A 20,599-nucleotide genomic window follows, 5' to 3' on the forward strand; every position below is an offset into this window, starting at 1 on the left:
ACATTAAAAAACACAGTTATGAAAATTGCAATAACAGGGGCCACGGGCCAATTAGGGAACTTTGTTGTAGAACAATTGAAAAATAGGGTTTCATCGGATAGTATCGTCGCATTGGCCAGAAATACTGAAAAAGCATCGGCCCTAGGGGTTGAAGTCCGTAAGTTTGACTACAGTAAACCTGAAATCCTGACCAATGCCCTTCAAGGAATCGACCGCTTACTACTCATTTCGGGAAGTGAATTGGGCAAACGTACAGAGCAGCATATCAATATCATAAATGCAGCAAAAGAGGCAGGGGTCAATTGGATCGTTTATACAAGTCTTTTACATTTGGAAACCTCAAGTCTTAACTTGGCTGGAGAACATTTGGCCACGGAAAAAGCATTGAAGGAATCGGGTATTGACTATACCCTTCTTCGTAACGGATGGTATTCAGAGAACTACACCGCATCAATTCCCGGAGCAATAGGAGGAGGTGCTTTTCTAGGAAGTGCAGGGAAGGGAAAAATAGCATCTGCCCCACGTGCGGACTATGCAGAAGCAGCTGCCATCGTAATTGCCGATGAAGGCCATAAAGGAAAAACCTATGAGCTGGCTGGGGATTCTTATTATACCTTACAGGATTTGGCGGGGATAATCTCCGAACAATGTGGAAAAACCATTCCCTACAATAACATTTCTGAAGAGGAATATGCCAATATCCTTAAAAACATTGGTCTACCCGATGGTTTGGCTTTAGGTTTGGCAAGTTGGGACGTTAGCGCCTCAAAAGACGATCTATTTGATGATTCCTATCAATTATCAAAGATTTTGGGTAGACCTACTACGCCAATCGCTGAATCCGTTAAAATAGCCTTGGACATGGCATCGGTCTAAAATCCGGTTTAATAAATAAAAAAGGGTCAACCAATAATTTGGTTGACCCTTTTTTTTATCTACCTCCTGTGGCCCAAAAATTAATCAATCATGGTTCTGCCTACAACAACCTATGATTTGGCTACTTATGGACTGTAATTTTTATTGACTTTAGCTAAAACAAAATTCAAGACCAATGACAACCAATAAAATTGCATTAATTACTGGCGGCAGTCGTGGCCTAGGCAGGGATATGGCCATTACGCTGGCAAAAAAAGGAACAGACATTATTTTCACCTATAACAGCAACCTTTCCGCTGCAAACGATGTTGTTGCCGAAATCGGGGCACTCGACCGAAAAGTAAAGGCTTTTCCATTGAACACGGCCAACAGTGATGGATTCGATGCGTTCTTTAGCAACGTTTCGGATTACCTGAACAAGGAATACGGAACGCCGCATTTTGATTTTTTGGTGAACAATGCCGGGACAGGAATCTATAAACCCTTTCTGGAAACAACAGAAGATGATTTTGATGAAATGATCGACATTCATTTAAAAGGGGTATTTTTCTTGACCCAAAAAGCCCTAAAGCTGATGAACAATGGTGGAAGGATCATTAATATCTCATCTGGCCTAACACGGTTTTCTTTTCCCGGTTCATCGGCCTATGGGGCTGCTAAAGGGGCCGTCGAGGTTTTTACCAGATATCTGGCGAAAGAACTGGGATCCCGAAAAATCACAGCGAACACTGTTGCTCCGGGCGCCATTGGCACCGACTTTGGAGGTGGTGAGAACAAGAAGAATGAACAAAAGAGACATGCGATCGCAAACCTTACGGCTTTGGGCCGAATTGGGGAAGCTTCGGATATCGGTGGGGTGGTCGCTTTCCTTTGCGCCCCTGAGGCTGGGTGGATCAATGGCCAACGCATTGAGGTTTCAGGTGGCATATTCTTATAATCAGTACCTTTAAACCATGAAAATCAGGAGAATAAAATCAATAAGCGAATTTCATAAAATTAGGGGACTATCTAATCCAATACACCCTTTGTTGAGTCTTATCGATTATGGGAAAACGAAAATTCTTCCCGAATATATCGGGGAACATTGGACCTTCGATTTTTATTCAATCGGAATAAAAAGAAAAGTAGGCACACTTCGCTATGGACAACAAGAATATGATTTTAACGAAGGAATCCTATCCTTTATCTCACCAGGGCAGCGTTTAAGTATTGAACCTAATAATAAGAAAAACCTAAAACCCTCTGGTTGGCTTTTATTGATTCATCCCGATTTTTTTTGGAATACCACCTTGGCAAACTCCATTAAGGAATATGATTTTTTCGACTACGACATTAATGAGGCGCTCTTTATGTCCAAAAAGGAAGAAACCCTTATTGAAGGTATCATTCTAAATATCAAAAAAGAAATAGAGGGCAATATGGATCAGTTTAGCCAACACATCATCATTGCGCAGATTGAACTACTATTGCAATATGCGAACCGCTACTACCAACGTCAATTCATCACACGCAAGAAAAGCAACCATAATATACTGATCCAGGTCGAAAAAGTATTGAGTACATATTTTAAGGAAGAAAACTTGGTTGAGAATGGGCTACCATCGGTCAAATTCATTGCCGATCAATTGAACCTATCACCTTCTTATTTAAGTAATTTACTTAAATCGCTCACTGGCCTAAGCGCACAGCAGCACATTCACGAAAAATTGATTGCCTTAGCGAAAGAGAAACTATCCACCACCGAACTAACGGTAAGTGAAATAGCCTACGGTTTGGGTTTTGGGCACCCCCAATCATTTAGTAAGTTATTCAAAAAGAAAGTAAAGCTATCACCGATGAAATTTAGGACCAGTTTTAATTGAAAGGTCTACGCTACACATATTCCATCCTTTTTCGCCAATCATAATATCAAAATTGGAAGTACCCTAGTAAAGGAATGCATAAAATAAACTTCCCTTTATTGATTGAATTTTTCGGTATTCCGGTTGTAAGGGATTTAGGTTCTTATCAACTGACATTCGCTATACGCAAAGGCTTTAACCCCACCACCAATCCGAATGCCATTAAGGTTACCACAAAAGCGACTATAAAAAGTATATTTTGAAAATTGCCCACTATACCATAGGGTTCGTCATCCACCGCAAATCCGTCATTTTCCATTGTTAAGTGGGCAATATAATCGTTGTTCCTATCTAATATAAGTAGATTTCTTTCCATCCCGTTTCTCAATACGACCATAGCACTTCTACTATTGTATATATGTCGGAAAAACGTGTTTTCGATATCCACGGTTTCTAATTGGCCGGGGTCATCTATTTTATAATTCACGGTGACTTCGTTTCCCAAAGTGACCATAGGGTTGTTTAGCGTAACGCTCCTACCATTAAAATAAAGCGATAGGTGTTTAGAAAGCAAGGAGGTAATCAATTCTTCAAATGCTTCGGGAGGGCAATAACCTTCTACCGTATATTCTTCTTGTACCACTTGCTCAAAGGCAGAACGTGCAGCCCGAATCTCGAGAATCCATTGACCGTTTTCTCCCTGAAACAGTGAAGTACTAGATTCTGGATGGGAGTAGCCCAATACCGTTATCGGAACCAATAGCCATAGTCCTACTACAAGCAATCGCAATATTTTACTGTTTCTACCGAACATAAGTATCATTTAAATCATTCTTCACTTCATTCAGCTTTGAAAATTCCTTCCATCATATTTGTCTCCAAATATTAAACCCTCCTCAACACTTTCCTCTTTGATATTTACAATCCCTTCAGGGCAACGCCGTACTTGGAGGGAACTGTACGCATGGCCCCGTTAGGATTTTAAAAAAATTCCCTTTATCGTTGTGGCCTTCCTCCTTCTGGTTTTGGCGCTTTTTCAATCTCCTCCAATGAAAGGGAACCGTCTTTATTACTATCTATTTCCGCGAACATTTCCTTCAACGGACCTTGTACTTCTTCTTTTGAAAGAACTCCATCCTCATTTTTATCCATATGTTTTATAATTTCATCGGCGGAAGGTGGTTCTTGATCATTCTGCCGTTTTTGTGATTTTTTACCATTACACGCAACTACGAAAAATGCACATGCCATGACCATTAAAATATATTTCGATTTCATTTGAATGTTTTTAAAATTTTTACGCAAAGTAATCTTCCGAAGCTTAAGAACAAGAACACAATCAACGAATTAGAGCCTTTCCCCGACAAATAGAAAGGTTTTATCTACGAAAGATTTACCCCAGGTAGAATTCTTTGAACCTTACCAAACCCCCGAAGAACGAACAAGTGAAATACGACCTATTAACCAAGTTTGCACCCTTGAAACATACAAGAGGTTTTTCAGTTATCTTCAAGATGCCCACGCTTCCTGAATAAGTGAGGCTGCATAAAACAGGTCCTTATTAAATAACAGGGTTCCCAATCGTTATTTTCGTAACAAAAAACCGTTTACTAAAACATGGTCTTATTACCCTAATTCAGCATAGTTGACTATCTTCATACCTTGTTTGCTTAAACAATTCACAGGCATAATGTAAGTAACACGACAAACCGACCCACATGCTTAATTTTTTTTGATAAAAAAATCCTAAATGCAATCTGAAAAACAAACTTGGCGATCTAAACTCTCCGCCTACGTCGCACTTTTTTTACCCGGTATTTTCTTACTCGGATTAAATATTGGTACAGGTAGCGTTACCTCGATGGCAAAGGCCGGGGCCGACTATGGCATGTCTTTGCTTTGGACGATCCTCGCTTCTTGTCTTACCACTTATTTCATGATCAACCTTTACGGCCGATATACCTTGGTAACCGGTGAGACAGCCCTACAGGCCTTTAAAAAACACATTCATCCTGCCGTCGGTATTTTCTTTATCATTGCCTTGACCGTTGGGGTATGCGGTAGTGTCATGGGGGTTATGGGCATTGTTGCCGACATCTGCTACGAATGGTCAAAAACCATTGTGGATGGGGGCATATCACCGCTCTACTTCGCCCTTTTCTTTATAACGCTGGTCTATTTCATCTTCTGGAACGGTAAAACCGAATTTTTCGAAAGGGCCTTAGCTGTGATTGTAGCCATTATGTCCGCCAGCTTTATCCTCAATTTTTTTATTATGATGCCGCCACCCATAGAAATCTTAAAGGGACTTATTCCTAAAGTACCCGACACGATAAGTGGTGACAAGAGTCCGTTTTTGATTATTGCCTCCTTGATAGGCACAACGGTTTTTTCAGGTCTTTTCATTATTAGGACGACCTTGGTAAAAGAAGCCGGTTGGGTATTGGCCGATATAAAAAAACAACGGAACGATGCCATTTTTTCGGTGACCCTGATGTTCATTATCAGTGGATCCATTATGGCCGCCGCCGCAGGCACTTTATACGTAGAGGGCATTCAACTCTCCAAAGCTTCACAAATGATCGAACTTTTGCAACCTTTGGCCGGCAGTTTTGCCACATCGATCTTCGCCGTGGGTATAGTTTCTGCAGGTGTGTCTTCACAATTCCCCAATATCCTGATGCTACCTTGGCTCATTTGTGACTATAATGAAACCAAACGCGATATGAGTTTGCCAAAATACAGGCTTATCGTTTTTCTTATATCGTTATTGGGCTTGGTCGTTCCCATATTCAATGCGCAACCCGTATTCGTCATGATCATTTCCCAAGCGTTGAATGCGATTATATTGCCCCTTACCGTGATAAGTATATTTTACCTGGTAAATCGCAAAGACCTTATGGGCGAACATAAAGCGGGTAAGGTTTCCAATATTATATTGACACTTATCCTATTGTTCGCGATTTTTACATCGGTCTCCGGAATTAAAGGAGTAATAGAATTAATGAATTAAAAAAATGGAAAAAGACTTACAACAATACGCCCATATACCTTTAAAACAAGTTACCAATAGGGTTTGGCGCACCTATTCCGGCGGTGCCTTGATCGATCGCTGGAAAAAAGACTCTCCTGAAGTAGATAATAGTTTTCCCGAAGAATGGATCATGTCCACCGTAACCGCCAGGGGCAAGAATCGACCTGTGGACGAAGGACTTACCAAAGTTGAAACCCCATCCGGACTATTGCCTCTAAAAGATTTGATAGATTCGGACAAGCAATTGTACTTAGGTGAAAAATTGGCCGAAAAATTCGGTACAACAGGGGTATTGATAAAAATGCTCGATTCCCAAGAGCGCTTAACCATTCAAGTGCATCCCGATAAACGTTATGCCAAGGATATTTTAAATTCCTCCTTCGGAAAAACAGAATCCTGGTATGTTCTGAACACCCGCGAAATCGATGGTGAAAAAAGTGTCATTTATATGGGGTTCAAGAAAGGGGTTACCCGGAAACAGTGGGAAGGCTATTTCTATGATCAAGATATAGAAGGTATGTTGAACAGCCTGCATAAAATAGAGGTAAAACCGGGCGACGCCTTTATGATCTATGGCGGAGTACCCCATGCTATCGGCAGTGGCTGCTTTTTAATGGAAGTACAGGAACCTACCGATTATACCATGCGGGTTGAAAAAACCACACCGGCCGGACTTCAAATAACCGATGAACTGATCCATCAGGGAGTGGGCGAAAAAACGATGCTCGATTGTTTCCACTATGACGATTATACGCTCGAAGAGGCTATGGACAAATGGAAGGTGAAACCTGAACTTGTAGAAGCCTCGGAAGGGTTTACCTTCAACACGATTTTCAATAAAGCACATACCGATTGCTTTGGTCTTAGTGAACTGGATCTAGACGGGGAATATACGGTAAAGGCAAACGGAAGCTTTTATGTGATCGTGGTGTACCAAGGGGAAGGCACACTACTTTGTAACGGAAAAGAATATTCCTATGCGCAAGGTGATGAAATCTTCATCTCCGCGGCGATAGAAAACATTACCTTAAAATCTGACATAAACTCCAAATTATTGCTGTGTTATCCGCCAAATTAGAAGACTTGACCTTTAGGGATTAGGTTGCATATTTCAATAGTTCGGTCAAAGGAAGCACTTCATAAATCGATGCATGTTGTTATTTACAAAACATCAAACAAAAAGCCCCAAGAAAATTCTTGGGGCTTTTTGTTTGTTACGACAAGGACGATTATTTACCTCCGTCTAATTTATCCTGTAATTTTTTCAACTCGTCCCATTTCCCTTGATCGGCCAATTTAGCCTGTTTAGGCCATGAACCTGGTTTGTGCATGGAATATCGAGGTCCGGCTTCTTTTAAAATCCCTTCAAGTTTGCTTACCGAAGCCCCACTCAGTTTTTTAAAAGTACCAATGCCTTTATCGGTTAAAATAGAAGCTATTTTCGGACCTATCCCCTCAATTTTTTTCAGATCGTCCTTTTTGGCCTTCTTCACGGTTTTCTTAACCGGTTTTTTGGCTGTTTTCTTTACGGGTTTCTTTACCGCTTTTTTTACGACCTTCTTTTTCTCGGTCACAGCGGTCAAATCTACCACCCCGTTATCTATTCCGTCATAAGGCGAAGGCACATAGGCATCCGCCGCATGGTCGTTGAACCATCCTTTATCCTCACTTAAATAACGATACTCATATCGTTTACCGTTCTTTAGTTTCAAACGCTTTACATAAGCGCCTCCATCTTTGTCCATCTGACAAGAACTGTCATTGGTCTGCCAATCATTAAAATCCCCCAAAAGAAGAATCGGGGCCGTACTTGGGGCCTCATGCTCCGCAATTGTGAACGTAACTTCAGTATAAGATCCTTTTGTGTGTTTTGTTAATGCCATCTCTATAGTGTTTAATAGTACTATAAAAGTAACATAGATATTGCTCCTATTCAAAAGATTAACGCAACAATTTGAATAATTTATCCTTTGGGGTTAAAGTACCGGTGACATTTGTGATATATTTCTAAGGAATAAGTACTAAAAACCATATAACCACTTAAAACACAGGTAGTGCATTACAAAATAGGTTGATGTAAACCAAACATCGCCCTACTTGGCCTTATAGGTATCCATCGCCTGTATCTGTTCTTTCAATACTTTAAACCTTTTGGTCTTCAATACCGGTAAGATCGATTCCCTGATGTCATAACCGTAACTGGATTTACTCGTGAGAATGATCGGTGGACTCTGTACCCTCTTGAAAACGTTACGTTGTATGGTATCGTAAAACCATTCCAAGTCCCTTAAGAATTCTTTGGGGTCATCAATATTCCATCGCAGCATCATTTCCATCCCTATTCCCAGTTTTTCATGAAGGTTGCCCTCCACATACCAGGTCATGATATCCTCAATGCCTTTCTTCTGAAAGTTGGTCGCTTCTTCCAACAACCGACAATGGTAACCGAATTTCATGGGATCTACCTGGTTGCTTTTCAACTCGGCGGTCGGTTGTATCTGTTCTTCCCCGAATCGCCATAGAGCATCGGGTAATAATAGTTCGGGGATAATCTCTTTTCCGAAGACCTCATCGTTGATATAATGGCACATATCGGCCACTTCGGTTTTGGTAAGATCACCAATGGGGGTGATCGCACCTCCCCAATCGCCGTACAAGGTGGCATACCCAAGGGCAATTTCCACTTTGTTCCCATTGTTGGTAAAGAAGTATCGGTATTTAGCGGACAGGTTCGAAAGTATGGAAGCCCCACGTATTTTCGCCTGTACGTTCTCCAAATTGAATTCACTTAACGGTTTCCCGTCCAGCTGTAAAATATGGGTGTTCGACTTTACCATGTCCTCAATCGGAAGAACCAGATATTCGATTCCCAAATTCTCCGCCAAGGCCTTTGCGGCCCCTTTGGTCTTATCACTATTGTATTGGGAGGGCATGTTCACCCCAACGACCTTGTCTTTCCCAAAGGCCAGAACCAAGAGGGTCGCGACCAAAGAGCTGTCGATACCACCACTCAGACCAATGACAAAATGGGGGTCATCGCCCAACATATTCCTTGAATTTTTCAGTCCGTTGAAAATGGCAAGGTATTTTTCCCTGATCGTATTTCCCGTTGGCCGTTCTTTAGAGAAAAACGAAGCATTTTCATCAATGATCATTAAATCCTCTTCCCAACCTTTTTTGGATAAGATACAGGGATCCCCTTCTTCATTATAGACCGTAGATCCCCCATCAAAGGTTATCACGTTCTTTCCGTTGTTCTGTACACCTACACAGTTTACATAATAGTACTTTACAAAAGCCCCTGATTGTTCTTTTAAATACTTCACCCGCCTGTCCCTCGCATTGTTCTTCATAAAGGTCCAAGGCGATGCCGATAGGTTTACAATGCCTTCGGCCCCGGCTTCAATGAGTATTTTGGTAATGTTTATAGGTTCTCCTTTGGCCCTATAGTCATGGCACCAAAGGTCTTCGCACAGTTCCATTCCCACAGGTACTTTTTTATCCCCTACCGAAATCAAGAATGGGGATAACAACTCCCCGAGTTCCTTTCCATAGTCCATGGCGACATCGAGTAAGGAGAAAAAATAGCGTTCATCATCGAAAAACCGATAATTGGGCAGCAAGGTCTTGGGTTGTACCCCTACAGGCAAGATTCCGTTTTCCTGAACACGCTCGGCATATTTGCCATTTTGCATCACATATACGGCATTGTATTTTCTACTACGCCCATCTTTATTGGGGTGATAACCTTCGTTCGACTCATTTACGTAAATATTTCCATAGGCAATGGCAATGTTTTCACTGGCCGCCAAAAGTTCCTCATTATAACTCATGAGCTCCTCGCAATAAGCATCTTCAAGAAATTTATCGCCCAATAGATAACCGCCCACACACATTTCGGGGAAGCAGATCAGATCAACGGATCGCTCCTTTGCTTCTTGGATCATGCTTAGCATTTTATCTACATTCAATCGGGGTCGGCCGGGCACCACATCCATTTGTCCCAAGGCTATCGTAAGTTTATCGGTCATTCTTGTGTTGGATTAAGGAAACGTATTTCAGTTTACAAAAGTAAGGAATCGGTACATACTGGAAAGGTAAGGGCAATAACCTTCCCCTACCCTTTATCGGTTATTTTAAAAATTAATCCCTATCGATGTGGTCAACCCGATTAATTGTCAGAAATTTAAGGTAGTAAACCGGTAAGGACCAAGCGTTCAACCCTTACACTTTCTCGTACACCAAAAAAACCGAAGACACCATGAAATATGGCATTTCCACTATTCTTTTCCTGATACTTATACATAGCGCTATCGCCCAGAACCCTTTTATTACCCATATGTATACCGCCGACCCTTCGGCGAGGGTATTCAACGATACCTTATACGTGTACCCTTCACATGATGAAGATGATGCCACATGGTTTTTTATGAAGGACTGGCATGTGTTTTCGACCACCGATATGCAAAACTGGACGGACCATGGGGTAGCTTTTTCCTTGGAGGATATCAACTGGGGCGAAAAAATGGCCTGGGCGCCGGATGCCATCCAAAGAAACGGTAACTATTATTTTTATTATCCTGTGGAACAAAGTAAGATCGGGGTCGCGGTAGGTAATTCCCCTACCGGACCGTTTAAAGACCCCTTGAATGCCCCATTGATACACATTAACTCGGAAGGAGTGGTCTGTAACCGCGATTTTATAGATCCCGCCGTTTTTATCGATACCGATGGGCAAGCCTATCTCTACATGGGTCAATTGGTCGTAAATGCGATAAAACTCAACGAGGATATGATCTCTTATGACGGGGAAGTGCATTTGCTCGAGGGAACCGATGACTTTTTTGAAGCTATTTGGATGCATAAGTACAACGGTAAATACTACCTTTCCTATGTTGGGACAAGTGGTGAAATAAAATACTGCATGAGTGACGACCCTCTGGGACCCTTTGAATATAAAGGTGTGATACTCCCTAAGATGAACAGCGGCACCAACCACCATTCGATAGTGGAATACAAAGGGCAATGGTATATGTTCTACCACAATTCAGATCTATATTACCGCAACCACCCCGAGGTAGAAGAAAAATTCGGTTGGGGGCATGAAGGGAGCCCACACCCCTTTCGACGATCTATATGTTTTGACAAACTGTACTACAATGAGGACGGTACCATTCAACCCGTAATTCCAACGAAATAATTAACCGGATATCCATAACTGCGTAGGTGTAATGATGGGGAATAACCAATAGTGTACTATGGTTCTTATTTGCAAGACTTTGAAATCAGGAAATATATCAGCCCTAACTTGCTTGCCTATGAATAATATCAGAAATTTAGAGTACGAATACTGTTTTGGCAGAGGTTCTTATGTTTCACAACCTACTTTAAATCCCAATTGAAATTCACAGCTTATAAATATCAAATAATCAAGGATAAACCATCCATTACCAAACAATTGTTTTGGACTTCCTTGTTGTTATTCTTTTGTATATTTTTTCTGATTTTTCTAAATGAGAAAATGCCTCTTTTTGACAACATCCACGATGTAGCCCTTCCTTTTTTCCTGATTGCCATAATTCCGTTCATAAGCTCATATGTATATCAATATTATGATTTCGAAAGGATAGAATCCAAAAATATCGGGCATATAGAATTTAAGGAAAATGAAATTATCCTCGATTATTCACTTAGCATCAAATACGACGAGATTACGAATATAGAGATAGGAATTGTAGCCTATTATGGAGAAAGAATCAATCTGATTTACAGAAATCCCAATGAACAAAATAGCCTTGGAATACGTAACCATATAAAGTTACAAACTAAATCCAATGAGTATGGGTTTCATTTTAAACTGGAAAACAAAATTCATCTGAAGGAACTGGAAAATACTATTTTTGAATTAGTAAAAAGTGAGAAACTAAAACTTGTTGACCCGAAAAAAACAATCAAATTAATTCCAAAAAGATTCAATAAGACGGATGAATACAAAAGGTTCATCATAAAGCAAATTGTTGAAAAGAGAATAAATTGCACAGATGGACTTTTATTTCATGGCTACAAAACCGATAAAGAAGCGGCTGAGTTAAGAAAAAAATACTGCGACTGAGCCTCAACCATTAAACCAACAGCGAATTAATCCCTACCCAAGTCACCTTTTAGGACGATATTCATCCCAAAATATATCAGCCCTAACTTGCTTGCCTCTGATTATTGTCAGAAATTTACAATTGGTAGCATGTGAATGATATCAGCTTCAATGATACCCCTTGCTTTATATACGAAAAAGGGGCTCAATACCACGAAAATAGTAACTAGATGAAAATTGCAATAATCGGAACAGGCGGTGTAGGCGGATACTTTGGTGCTAAATTGGCCCAAGCAGGGTTCGATGTCACCTTTTTGGCACGAGGGGAACATTTAAAAGCAATACAAAAAAACGGATTACAGGTAAAAAGTATTCTCGGGGATTTCCATGTAGACCATGTAACCGCAACCGATAGTATTCCAAAAATCGGAAAATCCGATTTGATCATCCTTTGTGTTAAGGCATGGCAGATCAAGGAAATCAGTACGGATTTAAAAAGTATTATCCACGATGACAGTATGGTTCTACCGTTACAAAATGGAATCTTGGCCTCTGAGGAATTAAAAGAAACGATCGACGAAAAACATATCCTTGGTGGGTTATGCCGAATAATTTCCAAAATAGAATCCCACGGAACCATCAACCATTTCGGAGTAGATCCAATTATCGTATTTGGAGAGCTTATTGATACGGACGCTAAACGATCGCAAGAATTAAAAGCCCTTTTTACCAAGGCGGGTATACGTTCGGAAATTTCAAATGACATCACATCCGCTCTTTGGGGAAAATTCTTGGCAATTTGTGTCAGTGGCCTGTTAGCCATCACAAAAACAACACATGGCGAGATAATGGAGCTTAAAGAGACAAGACAAATGATGTTCGATTTACTTACCGAAATCTATGTGTTATCTCAAAAAGTCGGGGTACATCTTAAATCGGATATTGTGGACCAAACAATGGCTTTCATAGATTCCTTCCCGTATGAATCCACGACATCATTAACCCGTGATGTTTGGCAAGGCCGACCCTCCGAAATTGAGTACCAAAACGGGACAGTCGTAAAATTCGGGGAAAAATATGGCGTTGATACCCCTATAAATAAATTTGTCTACCACTGCATTTTACCCATGGAAATAAAAGCCAGAAAACCAAAGCCATAGATCAAAACATTATTGAAAAACATAATAAAGAAGTAGGATTACCGTGATTTGACTTTAAACAAGGTTGACCTACTTTTAAACCCGATTTTCATGAAACCAACTATTTTGTTTTGCCTACTCCTTTTTTTCCATACCGTGCATTCCCAAAAGAAAACCCATGATGAATGGGACACCGAAATTGGCACTATAACCGTCTACTTTTCCTTGGAAGAGGCCTTAAAAAACCCTGAAAGCGTAAAGGGATTACAGTTGAGGGACCAAGGGTTGAACGAGCTTCCGAAAGAGATAGGCCAATTGGTGAATCTGGAGTATTTAAGGCTACATCACAATAATCTAACGACCATCCCGGAATTCATTATTTCTTTACCTAAATTAAGGGTACTGGAAATCGGTGGAAATCATTTAGGCCAACTCCCTGAGGATTTGGGTGATACGCTGTATGTAAATAATCAAATGATCCATTTGCAGGTCATTATCAAATTCCGACCCTAAAAATCCAAAATCGACAAGTACTAAAATACCGAACACTTCAGCTTATGGTTATACGCCTATGATCACTATTATACTGCGTAATGGACGAAAGTTTGGTTATCATCGAATATAGTGGCTATATTTAGTGGTCATATGTAATCAATATTCAATGAGTGAATCCATCGTTTCGTTTGTTCCCGAAGTACTGGAATATGAAAATCCGGCCGAAGTTGCCTCTCAACTATCCCGGTATTTAAGTACCCACAAAGTGATCGGTACCGAACTGAAGGACCATCCGACAGCCCCATTTAAACGATTTGCCCCTGGCCCAAATTACAGGGAGATCCTAAGCTGTGGGGATGAATTCAACCAAGTGGAAGGAACAAATAACAACCATATCGACATTTTTTCGGAGCGAACCGTATTTCACGGGTATAGCAATGGTTTGGACGAAGTGCTTTGCCCAAAATGCCAACAAAATCTAATCGGTACCAATTGGGCCGAAACCATGGATCGGTGGGCAAAAGGGGGTAGCGGACAATTCAAGTGTGAAAATTGTGGCAACATCGCCCCTATTTCAGCATATAGGTTCAGTTCCGAATCGCAATTTAGATGGGCCTTTAGCAATGTCGGAATCAGTTTTTATAATTGGCCCCCGACATTCACCGAGGATTTCCTGACCCGAATAGCAGGGATTCTTGAAAGCCCTGTTGTCATTGTCCATGCCCACCTATAAAACGTTCACCGTACAACGAACCTATTTTTTAATCTAGATGGTTCTTAACCAAAAACACATAAATATTCCCGTATGAGCATTGTTATATTCAGTATAGTCGTTTTAGCCCTTGTCGCTTTCTTTTTTTATAAGATGAAAGGGTTGTTCGCTTCCGGCAAGAGTTTACCGAAAGAGAACGTACAGCCACAAAAAGCAATCCAATTGGCCAAAAAAGAAGATAAATTCATGCCACATCGTACAACAAAACTAAAATTGGATACCCTAAAAAACGATTATGGAAAACTTTCCGATTTTCTCATACATGGGTGCCCTAAGGAGCGATTGGATGAACTGTTTTCCAATATAGAGGAAGTAAAATCCAAAGACATAAAACCAAATGACCAAGGTTTCCATTATTTGACCAAACTCATGGACCAACAGGTAAAACCGGAATACTTCCATTTTTTTAATTTGGATTGGAAAGCGGGCATAGAGGAGCTATATCAACACATCCAAAAAAGACTGGCTTTCAATGACATCAAGGCAGAATTGCCCAAGGTATCCGATTATCCGGAAAATGTTACCGTAAGCTATACCCATGTCTTAAAAGATTATAATTTCGCTCTGAACAAGGTCGGTTTAGGTTTATGGTTCGTGAGAAACCCTACCGACACCTATACCCTTTTTATATACCGGCTGGACCAGGCCGACCAAACATTTTGGGCATTAAGTCACGTTGGGCTCAATATAGACCCTTACAAACCTGAATGGGATGCGTAAGAGAGGACTGCACAAAAATACCCTTGAAGAATCAATGCGATACGTTCCACAAGTAGTGCCTTCAAAAGCAAAATAAATACCAAAACTTGATAAAACTTTTAAACCTTTCAAAAAAATAAGTGTCAGAGTAGAGTAAGGAAGTTAATCCGTTTCAGGTTGTAAAAATGAGGGTAAAAAAAGTATTGTTTGTTGCTTGTTTTTTAAGCGTATTGGCATGTGATAAGAACGAAGCCCTTTCACAGGATAGAGAAGAAGAACAAACGAATGTAAGTTATCGCTATGCGATCATCGATACCGGCGTGGAAACCTTCTACACCGATCTGGCGATAACCTCCGCCCTATCGGATGGCGATGCCTTTTATGGCCAAGACGCCAATTACACCGGAAACACACCATCATACACCGATAATGGGGATGGGACCATTACCGACAACGTTACCGGATTACTTTGGGAACAGGACATGGGGGAAAAACTCACCCTCGAGAAAGCTATGGCCAAAGCAGAGGCATCCACTTTGGGCGGCTATTCCGATTGGCGCGTACCAACGATCAAAGATTTGTATTCCCTGATCCAATTTACCGGTCAGGTCATGGGGGAACAAGCGGTTGAGATGTTCATCGATACCGATTATTTTGATCAACCCCTAGGGGATGTAAATATCGGGGAACGGGAGATCGATGCACAGACTTGGTCATCGACCGAATATGTAGGCCTGACCATGAATTCCGATGAAACCATTTTCGGTGTTAATTTTGTGGATGGGCGTATTAAGGGCTATCCAAAATACAAAAAGGCTACCGGAAGTGCCAATACCATGTATTTTAGAATGGTGAGGGGAAATACCGACTATGGCAATAATTCTTTTGTGGATAATGGCGATGGTACCGTAAGTGACCATGCTACAGGATTAATGTGGCAAAAGGCCGATGATGGGGTGGCCAGGGATTGGGAGGAAGCTTTGGCCTATGCCGAAAATCTTGAATTGGCCACACATTCCGATTGGCGTTTGCCCAATGCCAAGGAACTTCAGAGTATCGTTGATTATACGCGATCACCACAAACAACGAATTCCCCCGCCATAGACCCTATTTTTGACACGACGGAAATCAATGACCCCGAAGGCAACCCAGGCCAATACCCATACTTTTGGACGGGCACAACACATTTAGATGGGGCAAACCCGTATGCCAGTGCCGTTTATATTGCCTTTGGTGAGGGCCAAGGGATGATGAACGAAACTTTGATGGATGTTCACGGGGCAGGATGCCAAAGAAGCGATCCCAAAAGTGGGGATAGCAATGACTATCCCGAATTTTTTGGACCCCAGGGCGATGTACGCTATGTGTACAATTATGTCAGATGCGTTCGTGATATAGGGACGGGCTCAGAGACCCATTAAAACCGTCTTTTTACAGAAAGGGCACCCAATATTTCCTACCACTTACTTGATGAAATTATACTTAAGACAACCGCCCATTAGGGCGGTTTTCTTTTTGTTACTTCTTGAGCCCATTGGTGATTCACCGGTCACTGCTAAAAAAAGGTATGGCCATTACAGATATCTGTAAGGCAGTGTAAAATATTGTTTGGATATTTATAAGATAAAATAAAACGATTAAACCCTGACGATGAATCGAATATAGATAACCTTAACCTTTTATCGGGTATTTTTTGGGTTTATCTATTTGGGTTTGTTTACCTCATTTAATTGTAGGAAATTTATGATTCTACTTTTAATTCGGTTTATGGCTTTAAAGATTTCCTTTTAAATCCGCATCTTGACATAAGAGCATGACAAAAAACAATTGGACAAGGGAAGAAACCATCATTGCTTTTAATGTGTATTGTAAAATACCATTCAAAAGTAGTAGTAAGACAAACCCAACCGTTATAAAATATGCCGATATAATTGGCAGATCACCTTCTGCATTAAATATGAAGATTGGCAATTTTGGAAGACTTGACCCAGAGTTAAAAAAACAAGGAATTAAGGGTTTGTCTAATGGGAGTAAACTTGAAGAAGAAGTTTGGAATGATTTTAATGGAAATTGGGAGGAATTAGCTTTCGAAAGTGAACTATTGATCGCTAAATTTCAAAACAGCGAAATTGAAACAGGAAGCTTTGAATCATTTCCTGAAGGAAAAGACAAAGAAACTACAATAAAGTCAAGAGTAAATCAGAATTTTTTCAGAAGTACAATATTATCGACTTATAATTCAAAGTGCTGTATTACAGGATTATCCATTCCTGATTTTTTAGTTGCTAGTCATATAAAACCTTGGTCAAAAGACAAAGCAAATAGAACAAATCCCCAAAACGGATTATGTCTAAATTCAATTCACGACAAAGCGTTTGACAAAGGATTCATTACAGTTACACCAGACTTCAAAATCAAAGTTTCAGATTATTTTGATGATTATTCAAAAGAAAAATCCGTAAACGATTTTTTTATAAAATATGACAATCAAAATATTATCAAACCAGAAAGATTTGTTCCCTCACAAGATTTTTTGGAATATCATTATCAAAATATTTTCATCAAATGAATAATTTCCAAACAATAAGCCTAAAATATTTAAGAGCCTCTAGAACAATAGAAACTGTTCTTGTATCAAAGGTTGATTTGAACAAAATCTTCTTTGTTTATAATTATGAAGGAAACTCGTTTAGAGTATTTAAATGTAAAATGGATTTATTACATTTTTTTCAGGATAAAACTGAAAGTGATTTTCATTTTAGTACCGAAGATGACCTAGACCAGTTTTTATCAACAGTAAAAATTGCAGAATAAGTTGTATGCCTTTTCAAATTATAAGGTAAGATCCCCGCTGGCGCAAGCGTCACGCTTGTGCCTGTAAGCGTAAGAAGGATTTTAACAAGGCCTAAATAATTATAAAGTAAAAATTAGAAATGAGCATAAAATACAATTTCAATAACTTGGTAGAATAAAGGTTTTGTATCAGCGCCAATTGATTGAAGGTACAGTAGTACAAGAAAATATAGTTTTAAGAATAGTTAACGATTGAATGTTTCGGCATAATGTAATTTTGAAGGTAGCACCCATAATAAGATCTGGAAAGGTACGAGCGTGACGCTCGCACTTGCGGAGCTATGATTGTTATATTAACCGTTATGAACTAGCTTTAGAAAATCTGCAAACGACAAACAATAGAAATTACAAAAGCTATTGAATGAAAAAAGGTCAAAAACTTTGGACAAGAAATGAATTGATTTTAGCAATAAACCTTTATTGCAAACTCCCATTTGGCAGATTACACAGGTCAAATCCACAAGTTGTTCATTTAGCAGGGTTGATTGGCAGAACACCAAGCTCTATAGCTTATAAATTAGTGAATTTTGCTAGCCTTGACCCAAGTTTACAAGCAAGAGGAATTAAAGGCGCTTCCAATTCAAGTAAATTGGATAAGGTTATTTGGAATGAATTCTACAATAACTGGGAGGAATTGCCTTATGAGAGTGAAAAACTTTTATCAAAATTTGAAAATAAAACAATTGAAGAACTTAACAATATTGATTTAGATAATCTTCCCAAAGGAAAAACAAGAGAACAAGTAATTGAAGTGAGAGTAAATCAAGCTTTTTTTCGTAGCTCCATTTTAGCATCCTACAATAACACTTGCTGTATTACTGGTTTAAACCAAAGTGAACTATTAATCGCTGGCCATATAAAACCTTGGAGTACCGATAAGAAAAATAGATTAAATCCTAGAAACGGAATTGCCATCAATGCCCTACATGATAAGGCATTTGAACGTGGTTTAATTACAATAACACCCAATTACAAAATCAAAGTGTCAAATACTTTATTGAAACAAAAAAAAACCGATTCTCTCGAAAAATACTTTTTCCAATATAATAATAGAGATATTTTTTTGCCCTCTAAATTTTTACCTGACATAGAATTTTTAAAATTTCATAATGAAAATAGATTTCTAGGTTAAGGAAATAAAAAAACACTCCATATCCTTCCCTTTCCATCCACTACGATTTAGTACGAACACACCATTCCCATTCACCAGTTGTATGGTCCTACAACCAAAAATGAGTACCTTTATACTACGATGTAACGGCTTAATCACAGCATGTTCCACAATGCCATACACGATCTATTTAAACGATTCGAACTAATCAAAAACCTAGACGCAATTGAGAAAAAGAAAAAAGGTTCTACTCGTTATACTGACCCTCCTGATCTTCGGTTTTTTGATTCCACAGCAATTAAAAATGCCCGTTCAAGGGGCAACTAATTCGGACTATAACCCAAACTCATTTTGGTTTTACCCTTGGGGGAAATCCGTTACCCACAAAGGAGTGGATATCTTTGCCGCAACAGGAACCGACATCAATGCTTCAACTATCGGTCTGGTTTTGTATGCTGGGGAAATACCCATGGGCGGAAAAATCGTTTTGGTCCTAGGACCCAAATGGAGACTCCATTATTACTCCCATTTGAATGCCCTAAAAACGTCATCATTTACTTTCGTGAATAAAAAATCAACCCTAGGAACCGTTGGAACCAGTGGTAATGCTGCCGGAAAATCACCACACTTACACTATTCCATTTTAACCATGGTTCCTTATGTCTGGAGAATGGATTCGGACAAACAAGGTTGGAAAAAAATGTTTTATTTAAACCCCATAGCATATTTATAATTATGACTCCATCAAAAAGAGAAGACGTATCCGAAAGTGAAAAAGCGTATCTCAAAGCCCTCATCGAAGAACATATACACCTCAACACCATCCACTTTGGCAAAAAGCCCAGAGGGGTCATACGCTACGATAAAAGACCCAAGATGTACGGGGGCGATGGCACCGTTTACCTCCTACAAATGTTCGAGGAAAAAGAAGAGCTGGTCCATAACCGAATCGGGGCCTATATGATCTTACCTACTTCCAAGGATTCCGTTGGTTTCCATACCCATGGTTCCCGAAAGGAACAAGAGCTGTATGTGATCATCTCCGGGAAAGGACAATACTTGGAAAAGGACAATTGGGAAAGCCCCGAAAAAACCTATATTGTAGAACGTGGGAACATTACCAGTATGAGAGGCAGTGGGTTTCACGGTATTAAAAATATAGGGGATTCCCCCTTGATCATTTTTGTGATCACTACTTACGAAAGCAAAGCCTAGGATCAATCCCAAACGTTGTGAATAATACTAAAATTGTATAGTAATTAACCAATTTACCCAACCTTTTATTTCAATACTTTTTTCCATTGATACGGCATAATTTTCAAGATATGTTCTTGAAAATTGTGAGCGAGATAAAGTGGCTGGGTATTCAAAAAAATCTAGGCTGATTTTCCTTTTCTTGAAATCTACGGAATTCCCACTGCCACAGCGTCCAGGCCGCTTTCACTAGCGTGAAATGCTTTATGGACACCTTCCTCCATTCCATGTGTAAATCCCTTGATTTACTGCGAAATTGAAAATAGGCCGGGAAAATTTTAGATAAACTTCCCAACCAAATAGAAACATTGATTTACAACGAACTGTCCGAAACTTTAGATGGTATATTTCGGGGTCGATCTCCTTCTGTAGTGCAGGCGATAGGGCCGTAAAGAATTATTGAAGCCTTGGAAATAATTTAGGCCCTAGCGGCA

General features: G+C 39.9%; 20 protein-coding genes. 16 read left to right on the forward strand and 4 right to left on the reverse strand.

Annotated elements, in window-relative coordinates; translation table 11 throughout:
* Positions 1-18: 18 nt before the first annotated feature.
* The 3 genes from R3X28_RS12735 to R3X28_RS12745 all read left to right on the forward strand — a co-directional run bounded on the left by R3X28_RS12735 (position 19) and on the right by R3X28_RS12745 (position 2,738).
* Positions 19-876, forward strand: a complete 858-nt coding sequence (locus R3X28_RS12735; protein WP_317664709.1) for an SDR family oxidoreductase — start codon at positions 19-21, stop codon at positions 874-876.
* A gap of 175 nt (positions 877-1,051) precedes the next feature.
* Positions 1,052-1,813, forward strand: coding sequence for an SDR family NAD(P)-dependent oxidoreductase (locus R3X28_RS12740; RefSeq protein ID WP_317664711.1), 762 nt, complete (start codon positions 1,052-1,054; stop codon positions 1,811-1,813).
* Between the two features lie 16 nt (positions 1,814-1,829).
* Positions 1,830-2,738, forward strand: a complete 909-nt coding sequence (locus R3X28_RS12745; RefSeq protein ID WP_317664713.1) for a helix-turn-helix transcriptional regulator — start codon at positions 1,830-1,832, stop codon at positions 2,736-2,738.
* Positions 2,739-2,883: 145 nt separating this feature from the next.
* On the opposite strand, the gene R3X28_RS12750 is transcribed toward R3X28_RS12745, so the two are convergent.
* Complete coding sequence (locus R3X28_RS12750; RefSeq protein ID WP_317664715.1) at positions 2,884-3,531, reverse strand: hypothetical protein; 648 nt, start codon at positions 3,529-3,531, stop codon at positions 2,884-2,886.
* A gap of 182 nt (positions 3,532-3,713) precedes the next feature.
* Positions 3,714-3,995: an EF-hand domain-containing protein gene (locus tag R3X28_RS12755; protein ID WP_317664716.1), complete on the reverse strand. Its 282-nt coding sequence runs from the start codon at positions 3,993-3,995 to the stop codon at positions 3,714-3,716.
* Positions 3,996-4,467: 472 nt separating this feature from the next.
* On the opposite strand from R3X28_RS12755, the gene R3X28_RS12760 reads away from it, so the two are divergent.
* Both R3X28_RS12760 and R3X28_RS12765 read left to right on the forward strand, forming a co-directional pair.
* Complete coding sequence (locus R3X28_RS12760; protein WP_317664718.1) at positions 4,468-5,730, forward strand: Nramp family divalent metal transporter; 1,263 nt, start codon at positions 4,468-4,470, stop codon at positions 5,728-5,730.
* 4 nt (positions 5,731-5,734) lie between these two features.
* Complete coding sequence (locus R3X28_RS12765; RefSeq protein WP_317664720.1) at positions 5,735-6,829, forward strand: type I phosphomannose isomerase catalytic subunit; 1,095 nt, start codon at positions 5,735-5,737, stop codon at positions 6,827-6,829.
* 151 nt (positions 6,830-6,980) lie between these two features.
* Here the strand turns inward: R3X28_RS12765 and R3X28_RS12770 are convergent, their stop codons facing one another.
* Both R3X28_RS12770 and nadE read right to left on the reverse strand, forming a co-directional pair.
* On the reverse strand, positions 6,981-7,634 hold the full coding sequence (locus tag R3X28_RS12770; RefSeq protein WP_154367547.1) for a helix-hairpin-helix domain-containing protein: 654 nt from the start codon (positions 7,632-7,634) through the stop codon (positions 6,981-6,983).
* A 210-nt stretch (positions 7,635-7,844) separates the two neighbouring features.
* Entirely contained in the window at positions 7,845-9,782 is a 1,938-nt protein-coding gene (nadE, locus tag R3X28_RS12775) for an NAD(+) synthase (protein ID WP_317664722.1), read from the reverse strand.
* Positions 9,783-10,012: 230 nt separating this feature from the next.
* Between nadE and R3X28_RS12780 the strand changes: the two genes are divergently transcribed.
* The 11 genes from R3X28_RS12780 to R3X28_RS12830 all read left to right on the forward strand — a co-directional run bounded on the left by R3X28_RS12780 (position 10,013) and on the right by R3X28_RS12830 (position 20,126).
* Positions 10,013-10,951: a family 43 glycosylhydrolase gene (locus tag R3X28_RS12780; protein ID WP_317664724.1), complete on the forward strand. Its 939-nt coding sequence runs from the start codon at positions 10,013-10,015 to the stop codon at positions 10,949-10,951.
* Positions 10,952-11,272: 321 nt separating this feature from the next.
* Positions 11,273-11,863, forward strand: coding sequence for a hypothetical protein (locus R3X28_RS12785; protein WP_317664726.1), 591 nt, complete (start codon positions 11,273-11,275; stop codon positions 11,861-11,863).
* A 209-nt stretch (positions 11,864-12,072) separates the two neighbouring features.
* Positions 12,073-13,002, forward strand: coding sequence for a 2-dehydropantoate 2-reductase (locus tag R3X28_RS12790; protein WP_317664728.1), 930 nt, complete (start codon positions 12,073-12,075; stop codon positions 13,000-13,002).
* A gap of 90 nt (positions 13,003-13,092) precedes the next feature.
* The gene (locus tag R3X28_RS12795) at positions 13,093-13,494 is read left to right on the forward strand and encodes a leucine-rich repeat domain-containing protein (RefSeq protein WP_317664730.1); all 402 of its coding nucleotides are present in this window, start codon (positions 13,093-13,095) and stop codon (positions 13,492-13,494) included.
* A gap of 148 nt (positions 13,495-13,642) precedes the next feature.
* Complete coding sequence (locus R3X28_RS12800; RefSeq protein ID WP_317664732.1) at positions 13,643-14,209, forward strand: hypothetical protein; 567 nt, start codon at positions 13,643-13,645, stop codon at positions 14,207-14,209.
* A 72-nt stretch (positions 14,210-14,281) separates the two neighbouring features.
* Positions 14,282-14,968 carry a hypothetical protein gene (locus tag R3X28_RS12805; RefSeq protein WP_317664733.1) on the forward strand — a complete coding sequence of 229 codons (687 nt, stop codon included), beginning with the start codon at positions 14,282-14,284 and terminating at the stop codon, positions 14,966-14,968.
* A 164-nt stretch (positions 14,969-15,132) separates the two neighbouring features.
* A complete protein-coding gene (locus R3X28_RS12810) occupies positions 15,133-16,368 on the forward strand; it encodes a DUF1566 domain-containing protein (protein WP_317664734.1) in 1,236 nt (411 codons plus the stop codon).
* Between the two features lie 392 nt (positions 16,369-16,760).
* Entirely contained in the window at positions 16,761-17,516 is a 756-nt protein-coding gene (locus R3X28_RS12815) for an HNH endonuclease (RefSeq protein ID WP_154367533.1), read from the forward strand.
* A gap of 645 nt (positions 17,517-18,161) precedes the next feature.
* Positions 18,162-18,932, forward strand: a complete 771-nt coding sequence (locus tag R3X28_RS12820) for an HNH endonuclease (protein ID WP_317664736.1) — start codon at positions 18,162-18,164, stop codon at positions 18,930-18,932.
* A 205-nt stretch (positions 18,933-19,137) separates the two neighbouring features.
* Positions 19,138-19,644, forward strand: coding sequence for a M23 family metallopeptidase (locus R3X28_RS12825; RefSeq protein ID WP_317664738.1), 507 nt, complete (start codon positions 19,138-19,140; stop codon positions 19,642-19,644).
* A 2-nt stretch (positions 19,645-19,646) separates the two neighbouring features.
* Positions 19,647-20,126: a hypothetical protein gene (locus tag R3X28_RS12830; protein ID WP_317664740.1), complete on the forward strand. Its 480-nt coding sequence runs from the start codon at positions 19,647-19,649 to the stop codon at positions 20,124-20,126.
* The last annotated feature ends 473 nt before the right edge of the window (positions 20,127-20,599 follow it).

The sequence above is a fragment of the Maribacter sp. TH_r10 genome, assembly GCF_033101095.1.
Classification (GTDB): domain Bacteria; phylum Bacteroidota; class Bacteroidia; order Flavobacteriales; family Flavobacteriaceae; genus Maribacter_A; species Maribacter_A luteus.